General features: G+C 41.1%; 19 protein-coding genes. 8 read left to right on the top strand and 11 right to left on the bottom strand.

The genetic code is table 11. From position 1 onward, the window contains the following. Nucleotides 1-68: 68 nt before the first annotated feature. The 7 genes from PQO03_RS19880 to PQO03_RS19850 all read right to left on the bottom strand — a co-directional run bounded on the left by PQO03_RS19880 (nt 69) and on the right by PQO03_RS19850 (nt 7,279). Nucleotides 69-2,093 (bottom strand): tetratricopeptide repeat protein, encoded by a 2,025-nt coding sequence (locus PQO03_RS19880; protein ID WP_274152851.1) that lies wholly within the window; start codon nt 2,091-2,093, stop codon nt 69-71. Nucleotides 2,094-2,101: 8 nt separating this feature from the next. Beyond that, complete coding sequence (gene dtd, locus PQO03_RS19875; protein WP_274152850.1) at nt 2,102-2,557, bottom strand: D-aminoacyl-tRNA deacylase; 456 nt, start codon at nt 2,555-2,557, stop codon at nt 2,102-2,104. Next, the gene (gene rdgC / locus PQO03_RS19870) at nt 2,558-3,676 is read right to left on the bottom strand and encodes a recombination-associated protein RdgC (protein WP_274152849.1); all 1,119 of its coding nucleotides are present in this window, start codon (nt 3,674-3,676) and stop codon (nt 2,558-2,560) included. 181 nt (nt 3,677-3,857) lie between these two features. Beyond that, a complete protein-coding gene (locus PQO03_RS19865; RefSeq protein ID WP_274152847.1) occupies nt 3,858-4,736 on the bottom strand; it encodes a DUF805 domain-containing protein in 879 nt (292 codons plus the stop codon). A gap of 48 nt (nt 4,737-4,784) precedes the next feature. Further along, nucleotides 4,785-4,955, bottom strand: a complete 171-nt coding sequence (locus PQO03_RS19860) for a hypothetical protein (protein WP_274152845.1) — start codon at nt 4,953-4,955, stop codon at nt 4,785-4,787. A 122-nt stretch (nt 4,956-5,077) separates the two neighbouring features. Next, a complete protein-coding gene (locus PQO03_RS19855; protein WP_274152842.1) occupies nt 5,078-6,115 on the bottom strand; it encodes a sugar phosphate isomerase/epimerase family protein in 1,038 nt (345 codons plus the stop codon). A gap of 18 nt (nt 6,116-6,133) precedes the next feature. Next, nucleotides 6,134-7,279 carry a Gfo/Idh/MocA family protein gene (locus PQO03_RS19850; protein WP_274152840.1) on the bottom strand — a complete coding sequence of 382 codons (1,146 nt, stop codon included), beginning with the start codon at nt 7,277-7,279 and terminating at the stop codon, nt 6,134-6,136. 145 nt (nt 7,280-7,424) lie between these two features. On the opposite strand from PQO03_RS19850, the gene PQO03_RS19845 reads away from it, so the two are divergent. Continuing rightward, nucleotides 7,425-8,147 (top strand): AraC family transcriptional regulator, encoded by a 723-nt coding sequence (locus tag PQO03_RS19845; RefSeq protein WP_274152838.1) that lies wholly within the window; start codon nt 7,425-7,427, stop codon nt 8,145-8,147. Here the strand turns inward: PQO03_RS19845 and PQO03_RS19840 are convergent. After that, nucleotides 8,144-9,586, bottom strand: a complete 1,443-nt coding sequence (locus tag PQO03_RS19840) for a glucoamylase family protein (RefSeq protein WP_274152837.1) — start codon at nt 9,584-9,586, stop codon at nt 8,144-8,146. The genes PQO03_RS19845 and PQO03_RS19840 overlap by 4 nt on opposite strands. A gap of 195 nt (nt 9,587-9,781) precedes the next feature. Between PQO03_RS19840 and cimA the strand changes: the two genes are divergently transcribed. Then, the gene (cimA, locus tag PQO03_RS19835) at nt 9,782-11,344 is read left to right on the top strand and encodes a citramalate synthase (RefSeq protein ID WP_274152836.1); all 1,563 of its coding nucleotides are present in this window, start codon (nt 9,782-9,784) and stop codon (nt 11,342-11,344) included. Between the two features lie 387 nt (nt 11,345-11,731). On the opposite strand, the gene PQO03_RS19830 is transcribed toward cimA, so the two are convergent. From PQO03_RS19830 to argG, 3 genes are all read right to left on the bottom strand, one after another. Next, nucleotides 11,732-12,214 carry a hypothetical protein gene (locus PQO03_RS19830; protein ID WP_274152835.1) on the bottom strand — a complete coding sequence of 161 codons (483 nt, stop codon included), beginning with the start codon at nt 12,212-12,214 and terminating at the stop codon, nt 11,732-11,734. A gap of 199 nt (nt 12,215-12,413) precedes the next feature. After that, a complete protein-coding gene (locus PQO03_RS19825) occupies nt 12,414-13,070 on the bottom strand; it encodes a phosphopantothenoylcysteine decarboxylase domain-containing protein (RefSeq protein ID WP_274152834.1) in 657 nt (218 codons plus the stop codon). A 3-nt stretch (nt 13,071-13,073) separates the two neighbouring features. Then, nucleotides 13,074-14,309, bottom strand: a complete 1,236-nt coding sequence (gene argG / locus PQO03_RS19820; RefSeq protein WP_274152833.1) for an argininosuccinate synthase — start codon at nt 14,307-14,309, stop codon at nt 13,074-13,076. 425 nt (nt 14,310-14,734) lie between these two features. Between argG and PQO03_RS19815 the strand changes: the two genes are divergently transcribed. Genes PQO03_RS19815 through PQO03_RS19790 form a run of 6 tightly spaced genes read left to right on the top strand, consistent with a single transcriptional unit; the run spans nt 14,735 to nt 20,546 of the window. Further along, nucleotides 14,735-15,637: a protoglobin domain-containing protein gene (locus tag PQO03_RS19815; RefSeq protein ID WP_274152831.1), complete on the top strand. Its 903-nt coding sequence runs from the start codon at nt 14,735-14,737 to the stop codon at nt 15,635-15,637. Nucleotides 15,638-15,647: 10 nt separating this feature from the next. Beyond that, nucleotides 15,648-16,001 (top strand): STAS domain-containing protein, encoded by a 354-nt coding sequence (locus PQO03_RS19810; RefSeq protein ID WP_274152829.1) that lies wholly within the window; start codon nt 15,648-15,650, stop codon nt 15,999-16,001. Further along, a complete protein-coding gene (locus tag PQO03_RS19805) occupies nt 15,994-16,389 on the top strand; it encodes an ATP-binding protein (RefSeq protein WP_274152827.1) in 396 nt (131 codons plus the stop codon). Before PQO03_RS19810 ends, PQO03_RS19805 begins: the two co-directional genes overlap by 8 nt. Beyond that, complete coding sequence (locus tag PQO03_RS19800; protein ID WP_274152825.1) at nt 16,386-16,955, top strand: SpoIIE family protein phosphatase; 570 nt, start codon at nt 16,386-16,388, stop codon at nt 16,953-16,955. Before PQO03_RS19805 ends, PQO03_RS19800 begins: the two co-directional genes overlap by 4 nt. Beyond that, a complete protein-coding gene (locus tag PQO03_RS19795) occupies nt 16,952-18,436 on the top strand; it encodes a sensor histidine kinase (protein ID WP_274152823.1) in 1,485 nt (494 codons plus the stop codon). Before PQO03_RS19800 ends, PQO03_RS19795 begins: the two co-directional genes overlap by 4 nt. After that, a complete protein-coding gene (locus PQO03_RS19790; RefSeq protein ID WP_274152821.1) occupies nt 18,429-20,546 on the top strand; it encodes a protein kinase domain-containing protein in 2,118 nt (705 codons plus the stop codon). Before PQO03_RS19795 ends, PQO03_RS19790 begins: the two co-directional genes overlap by 8 nt. Nucleotides 20,547-20,634: the final 88 nt, after the last annotated feature.

Raw genomic sequence — 20,634 nt, 5'->3', positions numbered from 1 at the left:
AGCACAAAAAAGCCACAGAGCAATTTTAGAGAAATTGATTTGTGGCTAAATCCTAAGTCAAGTAAAACTTAAGTGAAAAGGTTTTTTAATCCTTCCATCCAATTGATGTATGGAGCGGGAGCTTCATCTTTTGGAATTTGTTTTACGATGTCTTCGAGTTGCTCTAAGCGGTTGTAAATGGGAAGTACAATGGGAGCAACTTGGTGAAAAGCAGTGCCTTGAGGCGCAGATTGTGCTAAGGCAAAAGCTCGTGGGCCTTGCTCCATAAAAGTTTTTCCTGCTAAATAACGATCGTAAGCGAGGGAGGCAAAGTAGAATACTTTAGGCATTTCAGCGGGGCCGGAGTTTACAGCAAAAGCATAAAGTGACTCTAGTAGTTCACGACGATTGAAGAGGGCCTCTACTGGCAAGATACCTTTCCAAGTCATGAAATAGGCGAGTTGATGGCCTAGGGCTTGGATATAGCCTTGGATCAAGGGAGCTTGGATATCTTTAGGGAAAATGGCTTCCGTATTGCCACTAACTTCTTCATAGAGACGGTTAAAGGCTCTAGTGATGACGAGATGAAGATCTTTTGCAGGAGCTTTCTCTGAAATTGTTTTAACAATATTACCATCTAAATCATTGAGGTAAAGATTGAGTTCTGCAATTTTATCTACACCCTCAAATTTAATTCCGCCTGTAACTAGATAATCTGGTTTGATCTCATCTAAATTAGCAATTTTCTGTTTTTGCTCTTGAGGCCACTCAGCTCTTCTCATTACTGGTCCTTGGTCTTTCATGACTGGGACTAAGGTTGCTGTGCGGATATCAAGTCGAGAAGTTACGGCTTCTTTAAAAAAGAGAGGTACGGCAGTGCACAAGCCAGCAACGACATTTTGAAGTTCAGGTGCGAGTTTTACTGAGGGATCATTATCTACGTGAAGAGCAGAAAAGTAAATGCGTTTCGCGTCTTCATTTTTCGCTGGTTCAAGCCAGTAGGGTTCTCCAAGAGGGTAAAACCATAAAGGCATGCTGATTTTCATGAACTCGACTTCGGGTGTACTTGTGCTCGGCTGATCCGCTCTAGCTTTTGCAAAAGCTTGGCGATCGATATGAGCAATTTGTGCAGAGAGTTTGAGAACGTGCTGGCGAATGTTAGCTTGATCAAACAGAGCGATTCTATGCAAGAGTTCTTTAGCAACATCAATTTGAGCTTCCACAATTAAGGACTGAACAAAGTTGAGGCCTGGGAGGGGTCCTTGAGTATCAGGATTGTAGCGTGGCATGAAAATACTGATGAGCTCTTTGGTCATTTTTTTATTGCCCAAATCACCCGTTGCCGTTGCAAGCACATTGGCGTTATTATCTGACCTATCGAGAGCTTTCTCATAGTAGCTTATGGCATCATCAGTTTTGTCAGCGAGCATGAATCTTTGCCCAAGGATTAATTGTGGGAACCAGCTATCTTCGTATTCGCTAAGACGTTTGAGTTCAGTATCTATCGCTTCTTCACCGTCTTTTTGTTTGATGAGGTCAAGATGCCAAGCCATAGCTTGCTCTTGGTTAGGATTCAGATTTATGCTCTTATCCAAGAGTTTAGCGGCCGCTTCTTTATCTTCAGCCATGAGCTGAATACGTGCTAAAGCGGTTAGCGCATCTGGGGAGTGCTCATCATCTTTGATATAGTTTTCAAGGACTGAGACGGCAGTGTTGTAATCACCATTTAGACTGAGCGCAGTGGAGTAAACTACCGCTCCGCGTTCGGGGTTGGTGTCAGTTTTAGAGAGATGCTCAGCGGCTTCTTGGACTTCTGTGAAGCAAGCTGCATCAATTCCCATGCTAATAACTTGGTAAAGTGAGCCAGGCTTATCCCAAGCGTCTTTAAGCATTTTCGGGAGATTCGTTTCGGCCCATTTAGCGCGATTAATTTCTACGCGACGACCGAGCTTATCTAGGGTTTTTATAGTTTCGGGTAAGTTGGCTTTAATTTTTTCAGCATTCTCTAAGAGCTTATCATTGAAAACTGGTTCTGGGATAAAATCACTAGCTTCTGGATTAGAGGTGATAGGGCTATCTTCTGGGCGCCCAAACATTTTTTTAAGAAAATCCATATTGTTTCCTATTTGAGTTGTGCACTGTCAAGTTGCATAGTGACAGGGCCGTTATTATTGATGGTTACTTGCATGTCGGCGGCAAAGCGACCCGTTGCGACATGGCTAATTTGTGGGTCATTTTGAAATATTTTAATGAAATCTAAGTAAAGTTCTTTGGCGTCATTTGGTGAGGCGGCCTGAGTGAAGCTCGGGCGACGTCCTTTTTTATAATCGGCACACAAAGTGAATTGAGAGATGATGAGGATTTCTCCTTTTATATCTCGGAGGGAATAATCAAATTTCCCTTCATCATTGGAGAAAATACGTAAATCTGCGAGTTTCTTTGCAAGGACTTGTCCATCGTGTGCTTGATCGTTTTGTTCCACTCCCAGTAAGACAACTAAGCCTTGTTCGATTTTGCCTAAGACTTCATCGCCTGACTGAACGGAAGCAGAACTCACACGTTGGATAAGTGCTTTCATTTACTTGACGTCAAAAACCTCAGTTCTAATTACATTGGCTTCGCGTTCGTTGAGCCATGTGCGCATTTTTTGAACATTGTCTTCGCGCTGATCGCCACTGAAACGAGTGAGAAATTCTTTAAATAAAGAGTAAAAAGCTTCTTGGAAGACAAAGAGTGATTCAAGTCTTTCGATGAAACGAGCTTTATACTGAAATTCAGTACCATCAGGCAACTTCATGCTTTTGAAGCAAAAGAAGTCGGCATCCAGAGTGAAAGTCCAAGTTTCATCACCGCGAGCAATAGCAATTTTAGCAGTTTTAAGTTTTTTACCATCTTTGAGTGCGGAATCGGCCTCTGGGCTCAGTGTAGGAATACCTTTTTTGACTACAGATTCACGTGCGCCATTTAATTCGGTGATGAAATTGAGTGGGCCATCGACAGAGAAAGCAAATACGCCAAGATCAGGGACGGTGAATTCAGCTTCTTCGTATTCACTTAAGTACCATAACCAGGTCAAAAAATCTCTACCAGGCCAGATTTCGCCAGCTTCGTCTTGGCTATCGGTTAATTTGATCGAATCATAGGAAGATGCGAGTGAACCAAGTTGCTCAGACATGTATGTTTGAGGTGTGAGCGGGATAGGGCTTAGGCCAGTAGTTTCCACTAAAAGTGCAAGTGCGGAATCCGCACTTTTTGCCGATGAGGTGGCAGCATAAAGAAGTTTGTTTGTGGGGTCAAGAACCAAAGGGAAACCTTTGATAGAGGGCTGTGTGTTCGCAAGCAATTCATCAACGATGTTTTCTTTGATTTCTTTTTTGCGTTTTCTGTTGATCCCACTTAAGTTTTCTTCTTGCATAGTCTGGAATTCAACTTGAGCACATTTTGCTTTGAGAATGGGTGCGGAAACTTTGAGTTCTGAAGAGCGAAAGTGAACTTGTACAAAATCTTCGATCATACAGGTCTCGTCTGTGAATTCTCTTTCAAGGAGATGACGAGCCGTCCAACCATTGGAGCTTTCGTCTTTTACTTGGTTGAGAGGTAAAGCAGCATTTTCTGCAAAGAGTTCGAGGATGTTTTCGGGTAAATCTTCATCTAGACGGTAAACGCAAAATGAAAGGGGGCCATTGTCAAAAGGCATAGTGGTATTTTCCTATTACTTGAAAGTTATAAAAATGAATCCTGCTACAGGACACTTTTTCAAATAAAGTTCAACCTCTATGTAAAGTCTAAAAAGCGATGATTGCTAAAAGAATTTATCCTTAGATATGTGTTGAGCGAATCCAAGTAAAGCAGTCAATGAAAGCTAAATGAATTATGAACTACATTGAGCCCGAGGATGTAGTCTCGTTGATGATTGCGAAAACCGCAAAAGCACTAGCGGCAATGGTCAATAAAAGTATTACAATGAGTCCTGAGAGTAAGACCTTACCACTTTTGTCGAGCTTACGGTGTCCTTCATAACCACTTGGGCAGATAAGGATCCAATAATAATAACGAATGAAATAAAACAGTGCCGCCAGAGTAATAAGTGTTCCGATACTCCAGTGAGCCAGGTAGCCTAAAAGGCCGAAGAAAATAAGGAATTGGTGAAGGTAGCGCCAGCCTGACATATTGAGATTTCTGAGGCGGCCAACTTGTAAAATTGCAGCGATGATAAATGAAATGAGAGTGATTAGTACAAGCCCTATTGTTTTAGGGGTCGAGAGTCCTTCATAGGCATTAGCCTTCCCGATCGCATCGAATCCAGTTATCGCAAGAGTAATGCCTTGGCCAATGAGGCCAGTAATAAAGGCGAGTAACCAGTACTTGCCTCTGCCGAAACCACCAAAATCCTCTACGTTTGCTAGGTCATTAGTCGAATCTGGTGCGGCATAGGCATTGCGCCCTTTGCGACTCGTTTTTATTTTAGTTTTTAGTTTTTTACCAGTTTTAATATTCATTTCGCATTCGAGGCAAATGATGATGCCCAGTTCCATGGTTTTTCCACAGCTAGGGCATTCGAGCGCATCGGTGTTTTCGAGATCTATATCAACTTGAGTGGGTTTACGTGCAAGACGCAGTTTATTTGTTTCAGAAATATCTTCATGGGCTTCTTCAGCTCCATTGCTACTCTCTTCTTCTGTCTTGGATTCAGGTGCTTTTGGGGCATCTGGATTGAATCCCATTTTTTTAAGTCGCCCACTCGATGAATGTTCCATTTTAATCCCCCCTAGGACTGTCTAGAATAAATGAATTTAGACATGATATTAAAGGTCCAATCCGCCATTGCTGGATACTGCTTTTGGCTTTTCATCTTCAGTATTAATTTTTTCAGGCTCAGTCTCCACGCTGGAAGTACTACTTTTGAGTTTGGGCTGTGTAGAATTTGCACAAGAAAATAACATGCAGGTAAAGACTGTGAGCATGACGAGTTTCATAAATCAATATTCCTTGAAATGTAATAAATTTTAATAATGCGAACTTATGGGGCTTTCTCAAGGAATGCAAAAGGCCGGAAATAAATTTCCGGCCTTTTCAATGAATTAGTACGATTTTTTAATTAATCGTCAGAACCCATCCCGTCTTCAAATGAACCTTCAGCAATAGGGAAAACTAAGTGCTCGGCTGCATATTGAATGGCATTTGCACTAGTTGCATCAAGGTCACGGTAGGCTGATTCAGCCTCGGTCACTAGAGGTGCTGTTTCAGTGCCCATGATACTGCAGTAGCGTTCCACGTATCCAAGATCAATCATCAGTTCAGTGAAGCGCATCATATTCATGTCACCACTTGGGATGTCACAAAATTGCATAGCACGTTTACGCCAGTCGCCAGTCATAGAACGAAGGTTAATGCCTGGGCGAACAAAAAAGTTTTTAACCGCTACAGAGTAGATGCGATCACCGACTTTACGGAAACGAGTTTCGAAATCTTCACCTTCCCAACAGTGAGATGGGTCAGCAGTCACACCTAAGCATTTGTCGCCGTCACATGCTTTAACGAGTTCATTGAAGTCGTCGGCGCAAAGTGCGGCAGAATTCGGATGGATTTCGTGGCAGAGGTAGATGCCGAGTTCGTTAGCTTTCGCACGAATTTTAGCCGTCTTTTCAGCAAAGCGTTCATTGCCTTCCTTGATGAGGTCGTACTCTGGACCAGAGAAAAAGCCGAAAGGATAACCAGTAGCCATTTCGAAACCGTGAGAAATACCCCAGAACATAGGGATGATTTTTGAATTGAGCTCAGCCATGAGTTCGAGGAAATCGAGGATGTATTTTTCGCACCAAGCTTCAATTTCTTCGGGAGATTTTTCCCAAACGCTTTTCGGGAGGAAAGGTCGTATAGTTTTTGAACCAGTCCAAGCAGTAGTGTGAACCCAGAATGGACAGTGACATGAAATGCCGTCAAGCTTCATGCCGTGCTTGTCAAAGACCGCTTTGATTTCAGCAGCTGACATGAAACCGTCGCCCTTTTCAATGTGGTAGTTAGATGGACCCACTCCAGCCGCGCCGGATTCTTTTGCAAAAATCACTAATTCTTCGAGAGTTTTAGCTCCGTGTTGAGCGCCCTCAATACTTGCGTGAAATACTGTTCTAGCCATTATATATCTCCTATTAGATTACAGTGCAGTCCATGCTGCGTTATTTTTTGAACTTCCAACTACGGCATCAATGAATTTCATTCCACGAACACCATCGGCGATAGTGGGGTACTCAAACTTGATTTCTTTATTACCTTTTTGGAATTCACGAATTTGACTGATGAAATTTAAGTAAGTGTTGGCAAAAGCCTCGAGGTAACCTTCTGGATGGCCAGCAGGAGTACGACTTGCGTTACTTGCCGCTTCACCGAGGTAGCCCATTCCAGTGCGATAGATTTGCATAGGCTCTTCAAGCCATTTAACAATCATGGTGTTAGGCTCTAGCTGGCGCCATTCTAAGCCACCTTTTTCTCCGTAGATACGAATATTGAGGTTATTTTCATCGCCGACAGCAATTTGTGATGCATGTAAAATGCCTTTGGCGCCATTATCAAAACGAAGTAGAATATTAGCATCATCATCGAGTAAACGACCATCGACAAAAGCAGTGATGTCTGCCGCCAGCTCTTTGATGCTGAGGCCGGTGATGTATTCTGCAAGATTTTCAGCATGAGTCCCGATGTCGCCAACGCAACCAGCGGCACCACTCTTTGTAGGATCAGTACGCCAAGCCGCTTGTTTTTGCTCTGTATCGTCTTCTACTTTTGTTGCCAGCCAGCCTTGTGGATATTCAACAATGACTTTGCGAATCTCGCCAAGTTTACCATCGGCAATCATTTCTTTGGCTTGCTTTACAAGTGGGTAGCCCGTGTAGTTATGAGTGAGTCCATAAAGAAGGCCAGATTGAGCAACGATGGCTTCAAGTTCTTCAGCTTGTTCAGTGTTGAAACAGGCAGGCTTATCTGAAAGTACGTGAAATCCATTTTCGATAGCCATTTTTGCAGGCGCAAAATGCATGTGATTGGGAGTTACAATCGCAACGAAGTCCATGCGTTCGCCTTCGGGAAGAGTTTTTTCGGTGAGAATCATTTCTTCGTAATTAGCGTAGCAACGCTCCTCGGGCAGGAAAAAATCTTGTCCAGATAATTTTGATTTCTCGGGAGTTGAACTAAAAGCACCACATACTAATTCTATTTGTTGATCAATGGCAGCTGCGATTCTATGAACGGCACCAATAAAAGCCCCGCGACCACCGCCGACCATGCCCATGCGAATTTTTCTCATGTTATTCTCCATATTTAGGAATTTTTGTTATCTTTACGAGTGTAATACTACTAGAAGCCATATTATTGTTGTAAGAAGGCGTTTTTTTGTATGATGCCGACATTTACGCATGTTTTTTATACTGGTTAATTTTAGTTAGGTAATTATGGATAGTTTTTGGGATCGAGTAAAGTTAGACGAATCAATAAAGCTATTATTTAATAATTTGCCTGGTGTACAAGTTTTTGTCAAGGATATGCAGGGGCGTTTTATGCATGTAAATGATGAAGCGATACAGGCTTATGGCGCATCTAAGCTGGAGGAAGTTCTGGGGCGTACGGATCATGAAGTCTTTGGGCCGAAGTTGGCGGAAAATTATATAAAATCCGATGAAGACCTTTTTAGGGAAAAGGTACCTCAGACAAATATCATTGAATTAGTACGGAATCGCCATGGTAGAGTAGAATGGGTGGTGACAACAAAGATCCCCTTATTTAGTCATCAGGGTGATTTGGTGGGCTTAATGGGGACGAGCCAAAATTTTGGGAAATCCCAAAAAAATCTGCAGCCTTATTTGGATATAGCTCCTGGCGTGGAGTACATGGAAAATAACTACATGAAAAGTTTTTCTGTAGAAATATGTGCCGATCTTTCCCATTTATCGGTGCGCCAATTTGAGCGAAAATTCAAAAAAACTTTCCTGACAAGCCCACAAGATTATATCATGAAGACACGTATTCAGCATGCTTGTAATTATTTGCTGAAGTCAAAAATGGGAATCTCTGAAGTCGCTTTAAAAGTAGGTTTTTATGATCAGAGTGTATTCACACGTCAATTCAAAAAACAACAGGGTTTAACCCCTGGGGCTTATCGAAAAAAATATATTTAATCCTGACTTAAATTGGCGAATCCAATGGCTTTGAGGGATCGCTGAATATGTTTATTCTTCATGAAGGTTTTTTGAATGAGACCACTGCGATGGTTTTCAATCGCTAAAAGCATGGGGCCTAGGTCAATACCTAAATATTGTTGGGCGACATAACCATTGTCCAAATTAAAGGCGTCATAGAAGCCATAGGGCTTGTGGTCGGAATCATTCCATACGACTTTTTTTCCTGAATCATCCTGTAAGCCATAATAGTAACGCAGCGTCTTAATAACTTTCTCAGGATCAAACATGATACATGTTCCTGCTCCGTAGGGGGCGATTTCTCCATTGAGTAAAAAGGGTAGGTTCTGCTCGCCACGGGGTAGTATAGCACCGACATTGTAGCCTTGAAGCGAAGTGTGGGCAGTGAAACCCCAGCCAAAGGGTCCGTAAGTTTTAGAGGCTTGAGCATTGTCTAGGGCTACAAGCCATGCCGCTTGCGTTGCCGCTGAAGAGTTGTCGTACCAATTAATTGCGGGAACATCTGGGAGATTAAATTTTTGAGGTTGATCGGCGCCAAGTTCTTGAAAGTTCACCCAAAGGTGGGCGAATTGATAGGTAAAAAGTGCGCCACTGTAACTATAGACGAATTCATCGGTAGATTCATAGCCTGGAGTAGCGGGGTGGTACTGTCCCTTATTCCGTTCCCAATGATAAAAATACTCTGCGGGGAGCGCAAAGTCTTTGTTTGGATTGGCGCTTCCTAATAAATTACAAATCATGGCTTCATCACTAAAATAATCCCAACGAACAGGATGAAACTTTCCTATGCCATCGAGTTCTTCTTTGGAGTCTGGTTCCCATGCCATAAATACTTGTTTATGTTCGTGATCAGTAAAAGCCGACCAGTTACATTGCTCGAGGAGTTGCTCCGCATAATCTTTTATCTTTCCTCCAAAGTACTCGCCAACAGTGATGGCTCCCATGAGTAATAGGCCTGTGTCGACTGTAGAAATAGCGGTCTCATAGCCATCGGTAGTAGGCTGAGAATTTTCATCAAGAAAATGATAAAACATGCCATCTTTGGTTAATGTTTTACTTAAGGATTCCATGGTGGTTTCTACGCGCTGCTCAATATCGCTCCGACTTCGATAGCCACGTTCAGCAGCGACAATCATCGCACTAAGGCCAAAGCCTATGGAGGCAGTACTATAAGTCACGGGTCGGTTTAAATTATCGGCAGTGATACCCGTGATCGGGGAAGCTTCATGCCAGAAAAATTCAAAACATGCACGAGAAACTTTATCGAGAAAATCGTCATCGTTCATGTGGGCACTCTGACCTAATATTTCATAGGCATTGCGCGTAGCGACTTGTTCGAAAACATTTTTAGCAACGGAAGGCGGTTCGCCGAGGACTTTATAGGTGAGTTTTTGAAGCTTGGGAAATTTGGAAGCCATGACTAATCCTTTTTTTCTACTACGTATAAAATAATGTATAATTGACAATGAATCGCAAAATTTTTGAGAAGAATTTAGTCTTTCCTAAGAGTCGATAGACGGGGTGATTAATTCGCCCTTTTTAGAATATGTGCTATTATACGCGAGAAAAATTTCAACTTTCGCGAACTCCGCAAAAATTTTAGGTTCAAGATTATGCACGACGTAAAAATATTCGATACGACACTCAGAGATGGTCAGCAAGGAAAAGGAATTTCATTTACCGTAGAAGATAAGATCAAGATTGCTAAACTTCTTGATGCGAATGGAGTGAGCTATATTGAGGGTGGTTGGCCAGGAGCCAGCCCCAAAGTGGAAGCCTTTTTTAAAGAGATTAAGAATGTTGAATTAAAAAATGCTAAGATGGTGGCTTTTGGTTCTACACGTCGCGCGAGTAACTCAGCGGAAGAAGATGTTTTTCTTAATAAAATCGTTCAATCTGGCGCTCCGGTAGCCTGCATCTTTGGCAAGAGCTGGGATTTGCATGTTCATGAAGCTTTGAAGATCAGTCTCGAAGAAAATTTAGATGTGATTGAGAGTTCGATTGCCTACTTAAAGAAATCAGGATTAGAAGTTTTCTTTGATGCAGAGCACTTTTTTGATGGTTATAAACGCAATCCTGAATATGCAATCAAATGTCTTCAGGCAGCGGAAGCAGGTGGAGCTGAAGTCTTGGTTCTGTGTGATACCAATGGTGGAACGATGCCTTTTGAAGTATCAGAAATCATAGAAGCGATTAAGCCACAGCTTAGTACAGCTCTAGGGATTCATGCACATAATGATTGTGAGTTAGCGGTAGCTAATTCTTTGACGGCGGTGAAACATGGTGCGGTACAAGTTCAGGGCACGATAAATGGTTTTGGTGAGCGTTGTGGCAATGCTAATTTGTGTTCTATTATTCCTTCACTGAAATTAAAAATGGGTGCGGATATTGTAAGTGATGAGCAATTGCAGGCTTTAAGCTCTTTGTCTCATCACGTTTACGAAATCGCGAATTTGTCACCTATTGATAGCCAGGCCTATGTTGGAAAAAATGCCTTTGCCCATAAAGGTGGAGTTCACGTTTCTGCCATTTTGAAGAACCCCGAAACATACGAACATATTCGTCCGGAATTAGTGGGTAATAAGCAGGAAGTGACGATCTCTGATCAGAGTGGCTTATCAAACTTAATTTATAAAGCAGAGAAATTTGGAATCGAAATTGACCCCAAGGATCCGAAGCTAAAATCGCTCGTTCAGCGCACCAAAGAACTAGAGAAGATGGGTTTCACTTTCGAAGAGGGTGAAGCTAGTTTTGAACTCTTGATGCGTCGTAAACTTGGTTTATTTGATCGCTCTTTTGAGTTGTTGGGTTTTCGAGTGATTGACGAGAAGCGAGGTCATGATGAAGAAGTGATCGTTGAAGCTACGGTAAAAGTAGATGTCAATGGCACGATTTATCATACGGCGGCAGAAGGTGAAGGTCCAGTGGATGCCTTGAATAAAGCTTTACGCAAAGTTCTCGAAGTTCATTTCCCACAGCTTAGCTCGACATTTCTAACTGATTATAAAGTGCGTGTCCTTAATTCTGAAAAAGGAACCTCTTCCAATGTTCGCGTCTTGATTGAGACGACTGATGGCAAAAAGACTTGGGGGACTTTAGGAGTCTCTGCTAACCTAATTGAGGCTACTTGGAAAGCTTTGATTGATGCCATTGAGTATAAAATCCTCAAGGGTTAAGCTTACGTTATTGAGCAAGATTCTTTATTGAGTTGATGTGCGCCAGTATTGGCGAATGAATAAATCCATTGTTGAGTCAAATAATATTTGACTTGTCTCTCTCCTCGTCTTTTATTATTTCATCTAAACCAGAGCAAGGGATTTTTATTATGAAATATTTTACTAAGTTAGCGCTAATGGTGTCATTAGTTACTATGTCGACTTTAATGACAAGTTGTGAATCGTGCCCATTTAGATCCTGTGAAAAAGAACATCAAAGTACTTGTTCAGAGGATTGCACAAAAGAATGTTGTGCTAAGGCTAAGGATCAAGAGTAAGTATATTCTACAGAGACAAAAAAAAAGCAGATCATTATGATCTGCTTTTTTTATGATAATGAAAAGATTCTTAGAACGGGCAGTCTTCAGGATCATTGATATCATCAAAATTAGGCATGTCACTCACTGGGGGACGTGAATGGTTGAGGTCAGCCATGTCATTTGAGCTTTGTGGAGCTGCTTGCTGAAAACCTTGATTTTGTGGAGTTGCTTGTTGAAAACCTTGGGCTTGCGGAGCTGCTTGTTGAAAGCCTTGAGCCTGTGGAGCTGCTTGTTGAAAACCTTGAGCCTGTGGAGCTGCTTGTTGGAAACCTTGTCCCTGGGCTTGTCCTTGGCCTTGATTAGGTTCCCAAGTATCGATAGTTAAGCTATGAGTTTGTCCATATTGACTAGGCTGGCGACGCTTATTCATATTGAGGTTAACGTAACCTTTGGCGTTTAGATTACTCATTAGAATATCTAAATCAGCTTTAGAAAATGAGATACGGTGAAATGAACCGAAATTACCGTTAGTTTCCTTGGCACCGCCGACGTAAATTTTTTCGTTAGACATGTTATGATCCTCCAAGTGGTTTTGATCGTTGTCTTATTAGTGAGCCATAAAAGCTCATTCAATTGATTATTAGAATAAGTGCCTGCCTAAGATGCTTCAAGTCGATATCTTAGCTACTTAGTAAATTTATAAGCTTGCTGAAAAAAGTGCCCCTTAGAAAGCGGACAGTAATCACTGAAGGATTAGGTTTTTTGCGAGCTTAGTGATTAAGTGCGCTAATTAAACGAGAGATTAAATGTTCGCAAAGACTCGTTTTTGTGGACGCAGGAGTTGATTGCCCTTGAGGATCAATCAGGTAAGTTTGATGAGTTTCGCCATCCATTTCATCCAAATTGTTAGCGACAATGAGTTGTGCATCGGAGGCTTTGAGTGAATTAAGGGCAATGTCGTGGAGCTCTTGGCGGCTTAGGCCGACCTGAAGTTTGAATTTTACTAAGAAGCTATCTGGACTCGCCGTGCGAATTTTATCGACGAGTTTTTCTGTGGGGATTAAGGGGATGTTAAATCCGCTTTTTGAACTCTTTTTGCCTTGGTAAACATCACTTGATTGGAAGTCAGATACGGCAGATGAATGCAAGATAGCATCAAATTGTTTAAGCTCAGTAGTTTTGAGTAAGCTATCGAGTTCGTCGTAGTAAAAGAATTGTTCAATATTCATTTCAGTCCAGTCTGTGGTCTGAAATTTTGCGCGGCCCGGTCCCATAAAGAGTGTGACTTTTGCACCTTGATCCTTAAGAGAGCGGGCAATGCGTAAACCTGTTTCACCGGAAAAAACCGAGGTGAGGACTCGTACACGATCAACGGCAGTCCAAGTGGGCCCGGCCGTGACGAGAATATTTTTTCCAGCGAGACTCATAAATTAGCAGTCGTCGAATTGACCAGCTTTTGCGAGGGCCGCAGTTTCCACAGAAATGATATCTGCAAAACCTTGACTCGAAGCAGGATTTAATCCGTCAGAAGCTTCCATTGAGCTATCAGCTTCATTGTAAAGTGAAGCGTAGATATCGGTCATACTCTGGAAAAAGACATTTCCTTTGTAAAGACCTAGTGTAACTTCGCCTTCAGCAGACTCAGTGAGAGTGTCGATAGCCGCGCGAGCAGCTTGGCATGATTTATCGTAGTAACGACCATCATAGACAAGGTTAGAGATTAAATCTCCCATTTGCTTGTAGAGTGAGAAGGAATTGCGATCAAGAGTGGCTTGAAGGATATTCTCTAGGCCAGCGTGGAGAAGTACCATTCCAGGAGCTTCGTAAACACCGCGAGATTTAGTACCAATGATACGATTCTCTAAAGCATTTTTCATCCAAACGCCATTGCGGCCAGCGATTTCATTGGCTTTTTCCATGGCTTGCAATGGTGAGACTTTCTCGCCATTGATTGTCGTGCAATAGCCATGCTGAAAAGTGAGTGTGACATTTTCGATTTTATCGGGAGCGTCAGCGGGCCATACGCCCATAGTTGGTTCCACGATAAGGCAAGATGTTTCGAGTTCTTCGAGGTCTTCTGCTTCGTGTGAAAGTCCTGCAAGATTTGCATCAGTGGAGTATTTTTTCTTCATGCCAATGACTGCAGGGATGTCGAATTGAGCTAAGTAGTCAGCCATTTCTGTACGGCCAGGGAATTGTTCAAGGAGCTCAGGATCACGCCAAGGAGCGTAAACGCCCATTTCTGGTGCGAGAGCACGAGTGTAACGTTCGAAACGCATTTGATCATTGCCACGACCCGTTGCACCGTGACAAAGAACCTCAACACCATGCTCTTGCATGGCGCGAACGATACCACGAACTGTTACAGCACGAGCAATACCAGTTGTGTTCCAGTAGCCACCGTCATAAGTAGCAGAAGCTTTAATAGTTTCGTAGCAGATTTCAGCCATGTCATCTTTAACGTCAACGATATATGTTGGAGCGCCACAAGGTTCCATCTTGGTGATGATATCGTTAATGTCTTTTTCATCAGGCTGGGCGAGGTCAGCACTGAAGCAGATAACGTCGAGGCCTTCTTCCATGAGTCTTTTTGTAACAGTTTTTGAATCGAGTCCACCTGATACACAGATGCCGATTTTTTTGCCTTTTAAGTCTTTGAGCAACATAATATTTATTCCTTTAAAATAGATCAATTAGTTTCCGCACAATGTAATGAAAAGCAAGGGATTATCAACACCAAATCACCACTAAATATTTGAATGAAAAATTAAGTGAGTTTTTGAGGGGCGATTAATAAAGCTTAGCGTTTTTCGAGAGGCCTTTTTATCTGAGTGATAAGTTGATTTTTACTTGCTAATGGTGACACAATTACAATGATCGATGCTGTTTTATTCGTGTAAAAATAAAATTCCTGAACTACTTGCTCAATACTTAAGAGTATCTAAGCTTGATCATGAGGGGGGGTTTTTTAATGCATTTATCTCAGATTTAATAAAAAGTCAATGAATTGTTGCTTCTGTAATTATGATAGAAGCTTCTTCTCAACTAGCAGAGGATATAGTGTGAGATATTTAAATAATTGGGGATAGAAATGATTAGTAAGCATAGTGACACCATTTGTAATTATAAATCGCAAGAATTACTGGAGCTTTTTCAGATAAGTTCGGAAGATATCGAACTGATTCAAGCAGCAGGTAAAGACTTAGCGGATCATTTAGATGACTTTATTGCTGACTTTTATGTGTGGTTAGAAAAGTCGCAAGAGTTCACGATATTTTTCTCAGACAAGCAACTTTTACAGCAAGTTAAAAATATGCAGCGTAGGTATTGGCAGGAATTTTTGTTGGCCAAAATTGATGAGGACTATGTTCTGAGTCGTGAAAAGATAGGCTTGACTCATGCGAGAATAGGCTTGTCGCTATCTGCGTACTTTGTAGCCGTAGATCATTCCTTATTTTTATGGATAAAAAGGATTTTAGCATCTAAATGCAAACAAGATTTAGATGCAGTTTGTCGAGCCTTTACGAAAATGGTTCATCTCGATACGATGATTGTAGTCGAAGCCTTTAGCTTTATGACCAACAAAACAATTTCTAAACAAAGTCAAGCACTGATGGAAATGTCGACTCCCGTGACTGAGATTTGGGATGATATATTGATGTTGCCCTTAGTCGGGATTATCGATTCCAAGAGAAGTCAGGATGTGATGAATTCAATTTTATCCAAAATAGCGCAGACACAAGCGCGAATCTGTATTTTGGATATTAGTGGTGTCGCAGTGGTTGATACTGCCGTTGCCAATCACTTGATTAAGATAAGTAAAGCGACTCGTCTCATGGGCTGTGAATGTACTTTTTCAGGTATTTCTCCCGCGATTGCACAAACCATTGTTGAGCTTGGTATTGATGTCGGAAGTATACGAACAAACTCCAACTTAAAAGATGCTTTAAATCATGCGCTTACGAGTCAAGGCATTGGAATTGTAAAGAGTTAAGGGGGCCTTTATGAATCAAGTTCCAGGTCATTTTATCAATAATTATTTACTCTATGCGATGCCGAGTGATTTGCCGGAGAGTGATTTTTTAGAATTCAGTAAGTTTCTACTCAAAGAGTTGGATGAGCATGATATGAAGTATTTAATTTTAGATTATTCAGCCTATCAAGTTATGGATAAAACAGAGTACGAGCGTTGTAGTGCCTTGGTGAGGAAAGTGCAAATCATGGGCGTTGCAGTTATTAATCATGGTTTAAATGCAGGAGTGGTCAGTGCCTTGGTGGAATTAGTTGATGATTTTAAAGGCATGCGATTTACGGGTAGTCTCGAGGCGGCTTTAGCGATTGTGAATAATAATGGATAAGCTTAATTGTTATATATATGATGATGTATCAGTCGCGACTGGTATTATTGAGGCAAAAGAGTGGTTGGGCTTATGTATCAAAGATAAACATTCGCAAAGTTTGTTTTTAACTGTTTTTTCTGAACTCGCACAAAATATCAATAAATATGCTGATAGAGGAAAAATATCCTTGACCATTACTCAAAATAGTCATGGTGAGTACTTACAAGTATACTCAAAAGACCATGGGCCAGGTATCGCAGATATAGAGAATGCTTTATGTGATAATTATAGTACGTCTGGTAGTTTGGGTCTCGGTTTACCCGGGATTAAGCGGATTATGGATCATTTGGAGATAGAATCAGAAGAAGGCTGTGGAGTTACAATTACCGCAGAGAAGTCCTTATGAAATTCGCCATAAAAACTCAAGCTTTAATGGGAGAGCGCCGATGTGGAGACTGGGGTCATCATGAAGAATTTGAGAATGGGAGTCAAGTTGCCATTTTGATTGATGTTACTGGGCATGGAGAACTTGCGGCTCTGCTCGTGGATAAAATTAAAAATCTCATGGTTTTTGAAGAGAGTAAAACAGTAGAGAATTACTTAGATGAACTTAATGATATTTGTTCTGGAACAGTGGGTTGTGCTGCAGGTGTTTTAATTATTGACATGAATAATAAATTACATTTCTCTGCAATGGGTAATGTATTGTGCCACTATTTTTTAAACGGAGTGAGTAAAAGTTTTGTGTCAAAAGATGGCATGTTGGGGCATAGGAAAGGCAGCTATTTCACACAATCAGTTAAGCTAATGGAGAATGATGTTTTATTATTACACACTGATGGCATAAAGAATTTGAATAATAAACGATTGCTCATATTAGAGCATGAAAATATAGATGCGATAGTACATCGGGCAGTGCGCGACTTTGGTAAAATGACTGATGATATGGGGTGCTTAGGGGTGAAAATATGATTGTATTAGGCAATGTGACGGTGAAAGCGGAAGCCTGTGTTTTGGCTTTGAGGAAAAAATTCTATACGCTTTTTAAAATGTTTGCTTTTGAGGAAGTTTGCTGTTCACGCAAAGTGAGTTTCCTCTCGGAATTACTCAGGCAATTGGATTGCAAAACTGAGCTTTTAATAAAAATTGAGAGGCAGTCGATGGGTGCCTACTTATGTTTAGAATTAAGCCGAGAAAACAAATTGAATCTCCCTTTTGAAGTCTTTTTCACAGAAGTTTGTGATAAGGGCGACAAGCTGATTTTGAAAGATTTTTTGGGGACTGACTTCCAGATGATTGAGCAAGAAGTCGAAGGTATCCGTGGAAGCTTCAACAAGAAAACCGTAGAGGAGCTATTGTTAGAATTGGAGCACAAGAATGCTGAGCTAGCTGATCATGGAACTTTATTAGAAGAGAAAGTTTTTCAACGAACACAAGAAGCCGAGAAAGCACGAGCCGAAGCGGAAAAAGCGAATGTGGAAAAGAGTCAATTTTTGTCAAATATGAGTCATGAATTACGAACCCCTTTAAATGGAGTGTTGGGTTATACCCAAGTATTGCAAAATTCCCCGGACCTCCAGACTAAGTACCAAAGCAGTTTGAAGGGGATAATGAATTGTGGTGAGCATTTGCTGACGGTGATTAATGATATTTTAGATATCTCAAAAATTGAAGCAGGCAAATTAGAACTTTTTTATGACGAGGTAGATATCAGTAGGATCGTCAATGAGACTGAGGATATTTTAAGGTACAAAGCTTTAGAGAAAAACTTGAGTTTAGGTCATTCTCTTAATCCAGAGATACCGCAATATATTCAGTCTGACGTGACTAAGTTACGGCAGATTTTAGTTAACTTAGTAGGGAATGCCGTTAAATATACATCGACAGGCAGTGTGGATCTCAAAGTTGAAATCCAAGGTCAATATCTTAAGTTTTTAGTGATCGATACCGGGATAGGAATTCCCGCAGAGAAACAAAAAAGAGTTTTTGAGGCCTTTAGGCAGGATGAGGGAGGAAGGAAAGAAGGTGGGACCGGTTTAGGTCTAGCGATCTGTGTGAAGCTAGTGGAAGCATTAGGTGGCGAGATCGGTTTGGAAAGTGAAGAGGGCAAGGGCAGTAGTTTTTGGTTTACGCACCCCGCTAAATTTGAAGGAGTCGCTAAGCTAGGAGAAAAAACCGAGGGCTCCTTAGCTAAGGTGAGCTTGGAAGAAGTAGCTCATGGAGTTCCAGTTTTGGAAATGAAAGAACTTTCCTTAGATCAAGCTTGGTTGAAAGACTTAGAGCAAGCCACCATCTTGGGTGACTTTAGTGAATTAGAGACCTTGGCAATGAAGCTGAGTGATCAAGTCAGTGAAGCGAGCTTAAAAGAAATTATTTTAGAAAAAGCTAATGCCTTTGATTTTGATGCGATACAAAAAATAATAGATGATTATAAAGAGGTTTCAGGTGAGTGATGTTGACGAAGAAGTGATCTTGATTGTCGATGATAATGCTAACAATTTACAGGTTTTATTCAAGACTTTACAGGTTTTAGGCAAAAAAATACTGATTGCAAAAGGCGGAGTCCAGGCACTTGCAACCGTGGAGAAAGTAAAGCCATCCATCATTTTGTTAGATGTAATGATGCCAGATAAAGATGGTTATACAGTTTGTGCGGAGTTAAAGGCTGAAGAAGAGACGAAAGATATTCCCATTATCTTTTTATCGGCATTAGGTCAAGTAGAGGATAAGGTCAAAGGCTTGGATCTTGGAGCGGTAGATTTCATTACTAAGCCCTTTCAGGCAGAGGAGGTTATTTCACGAGTTAAGACACAGCTGCGTCTAAGGAATTTGAGTGAAAAGTTAAAAGCCAAAAATTCCTTATTGGAAGAAGAGTTAAAGCGAATCAAGTATTTAGGTAAAGAGGCTCAGCGTGAACTCAGTGGTCCATTGCTTGGTGATAGCCTGGTTTTACAGGATTTAAAAGAAAAGATTGAACACTCAGGGATTATGGCTAAGCCACTGATGTTATTAGGTAAGCCTAGTTGTGGCGAAAATGTAATTGCGAGAGAAATTCATCAGGCCTCGAAGTTTAATGAGCGAGCATTTGTGCAGTTAAACTGTGCCTTGATGTACCAAAGGGAGTCTGAAGTTTTACAGAGCGATAATGAGCTCCTTGAAAAATTTGACCTTGCTAAAGGTGGATGTATTTATTTTGAACAAATAGATAAGTTACCTTTAGATAAACAGCAAGGAATTATCGGATATATAAAAAATCACTGGACGCGTAAAAATATTGAAGAAGGCTTAGTTATTTTTCATACGAATAGAGATTATGAAAAAAAGGAAATCAGTTCCGATTTAATAGAGTATTTATGTGATAATTTCATTCAAATTCCACGACTGCATGAGCGCGCTTCCGATATTGAGGCAATTTCAAAATTCTATGCGAATAAGTATGGTCTGAAATTAGCTAAGACTATTGATGGCCTAAGTAAAGATAGTGTTGAGAATCTGGTTCAGTATTCTTGGCCTGGAGATATTGGTGAGTTAGAGAATTTAATTGAAAGAGCGGTTTTTAAAAGTGACTCTAATTATTTAGAGATTAGTAAAGAAGACTTGGAGGGAGAGCAAACCATTGGTGCCTACAAATTAGATGGGATGTTAGGTGATGGTGGGATGGGAGAGGTTTGGCGTGGGATGCACAAATTATTGGCGCGTCCGGCAGCGATAAAGCTCATCAAAAATTTGGATTCGGCATTGTTGAGTAAAGAAACTTTATTGCAGCGCTTTCATAGAGAGGCGAGATCTACGGCGAATTTACGATCGCCTCACACGGTGACTTTATATGATTATGGTGTCACTGATATGGGTGAATTCTATTATGTAATGGAATTACTTGAGGGTTTGAGTTTGGGTGAATTAATCAATAAATTTGGAGCCATCAAGTCAAGTCGAGCAATCTATCTCATGAAGCAAACTTGCCGCAGTTTAGCCGAAGCGCATCGTTTAGGAATGGTGCATCGAGATATTAAACCGGATAATCTCTTTATCGCAAAGCTAGGAGAAGAATATGACTTCTTAAAGGTTTTGGATTTTGGTATTGTTTCAAATGCAGGAGTCGAAGATAGTAATTTGACCAATGGACAGCCTATAGGCACGCCGAACTTTATGGCGCCCGAGACGGCAATGAGTAAAGAGCTTAGTGGCCTAGCGGACATTTATTCCTTAGCGTGTACATTTTATGTAGCTTTAACCGGATCACATGTTTTTGATGCCCCAACACCGATGGCAGTTATGCTAAAGCATATTCAAGATAAACCCGTAGATATCCGAGAGGCAGCAGGCTTTGACATGCCAGAAGCGTTTGCCGATATTTTAATGAGGTGTTTGGAGAAAGATCCTCAAAAGCGACCACAGTCAGCGGGGATTTTGTATGATGAGTTAAACAAGATTCCTTTAGATGATTGGGGCGGCCAAATTGCGAAAGATTGGTGGTCAGAGTATGTGGACTTGAAGGATAATAAGGAATATTCTGAAGCCATGTCTGATACATTTAAAACGATGGTCATCGACCCTGAATAAAAAAAAGCCACTTCCTTTGGAAGTGACTTTTTGAATGACCGTTTATGTACAATAAAAATCATAAGTCGGAAACAAAAAAAGGCTTCTT

It is taken from the genome of Lentisphaera profundi (genome assembly GCF_028728065.1).
In the GTDB taxonomy this organism is placed as follows: domain Bacteria; phylum Verrucomicrobiota; class Lentisphaeria; order Lentisphaerales; family Lentisphaeraceae; genus Lentisphaera; species Lentisphaera profundi.
The sequence above is the reverse complement of the archived record's forward strand: the minus strand, read 5'-3'. Positions and strand labels throughout refer to the sequence as shown.

Excerpts from the sequence above, each read along its gene's own strand:
- PQO03_RS19880 (WP_274152851.1), bottom strand. The coding sequence starts at position 2,093 with ATGGATTTTCTTAAAAAAATGTTTGGGCGCCCAGAAGATAGCCCTATC.
- dtd (WP_274152850.1), bottom strand. The coding sequence starts at position 2,557 with ATGAAAGCACTTATCCAACGTGTGAGTTCTGCTTCCGTTCAGTCAGGC.
- rdgC (WP_274152849.1), bottom strand. The coding sequence starts at position 3,676 with ATGCCTTTTGACAATGGCCCCCTTTCATTTTGCGTTTACCGTCTAGAT.
- PQO03_RS19865 (WP_274152847.1), bottom strand. The coding sequence starts at position 4,736 with ATGGAACATTCATCGAGTGGGCGACTTAAAAAAATGGGATTCAATCCA.
- PQO03_RS19860 (WP_274152845.1), bottom strand. The coding sequence starts at position 4,955 with ATGAAACTCGTCATGCTCACAGTCTTTACCTGCATGTTATTTTCTTGT.
- PQO03_RS19855 (WP_274152842.1), bottom strand. The coding sequence starts at position 6,115 with ATGGCTAGAACAGTATTTCACGCAAGTATTGAGGGCGCTCAACACGGA.
- PQO03_RS19850 (WP_274152840.1), bottom strand. The coding sequence starts at position 7,279 with ATGAGAAAAATTCGCATGGGCATGGTCGGCGGTGGTCGCGGGGCTTTT.
- PQO03_RS19845 (WP_274152838.1), top strand. The coding sequence starts at position 7,425 with ATGGATAGTTTTTGGGATCGAGTAAAGTTAGACGAATCAATAAAGCTA.
- PQO03_RS19840 (WP_274152837.1), bottom strand. The coding sequence starts at position 9,586 with ATGGCTTCCAAATTTCCCAAGCTTCAAAAACTCACCTATAAAGTCCTC.
- cimA (WP_274152836.1), top strand. The coding sequence starts at position 9,782 with ATGCACGACGTAAAAATATTCGATACGACACTCAGAGATGGTCAGCAA.
- PQO03_RS19830 (WP_274152835.1), bottom strand. The coding sequence starts at position 12,214 with ATGTCTAACGAAAAAATTTACGTCGGCGGTGCCAAGGAAACTAACGGT.
- PQO03_RS19825 (WP_274152834.1), bottom strand. The coding sequence starts at position 13,070 with ATGAGTCTCGCTGGAAAAAATATTCTCGTCACGGCCGGGCCCACTTGG.
- argG (WP_274152833.1), bottom strand. The coding sequence starts at position 14,309 with ATGTTGCTCAAAGACTTAAAAGGCAAAAAAATCGGCATCTGTGTATCA.
- PQO03_RS19815 (WP_274152831.1), top strand. The coding sequence starts at position 14,735 with ATGATTAGTAAGCATAGTGACACCATTTGTAATTATAAATCGCAAGAA.
- PQO03_RS19810 (WP_274152829.1), top strand. The coding sequence starts at position 15,648 with ATGAATCAAGTTCCAGGTCATTTTATCAATAATTATTTACTCTATGCG.
- PQO03_RS19805 (WP_274152827.1), top strand. The coding sequence starts at position 15,994 with ATGGATAAGCTTAATTGTTATATATATGATGATGTATCAGTCGCGACT.
- PQO03_RS19800 (WP_274152825.1), top strand. The coding sequence starts at position 16,386 with ATGAAATTCGCCATAAAAACTCAAGCTTTAATGGGAGAGCGCCGATGT.
- PQO03_RS19795 (WP_274152823.1), top strand. The coding sequence starts at position 16,952 with ATGATTGTATTAGGCAATGTGACGGTGAAAGCGGAAGCCTGTGTTTTG.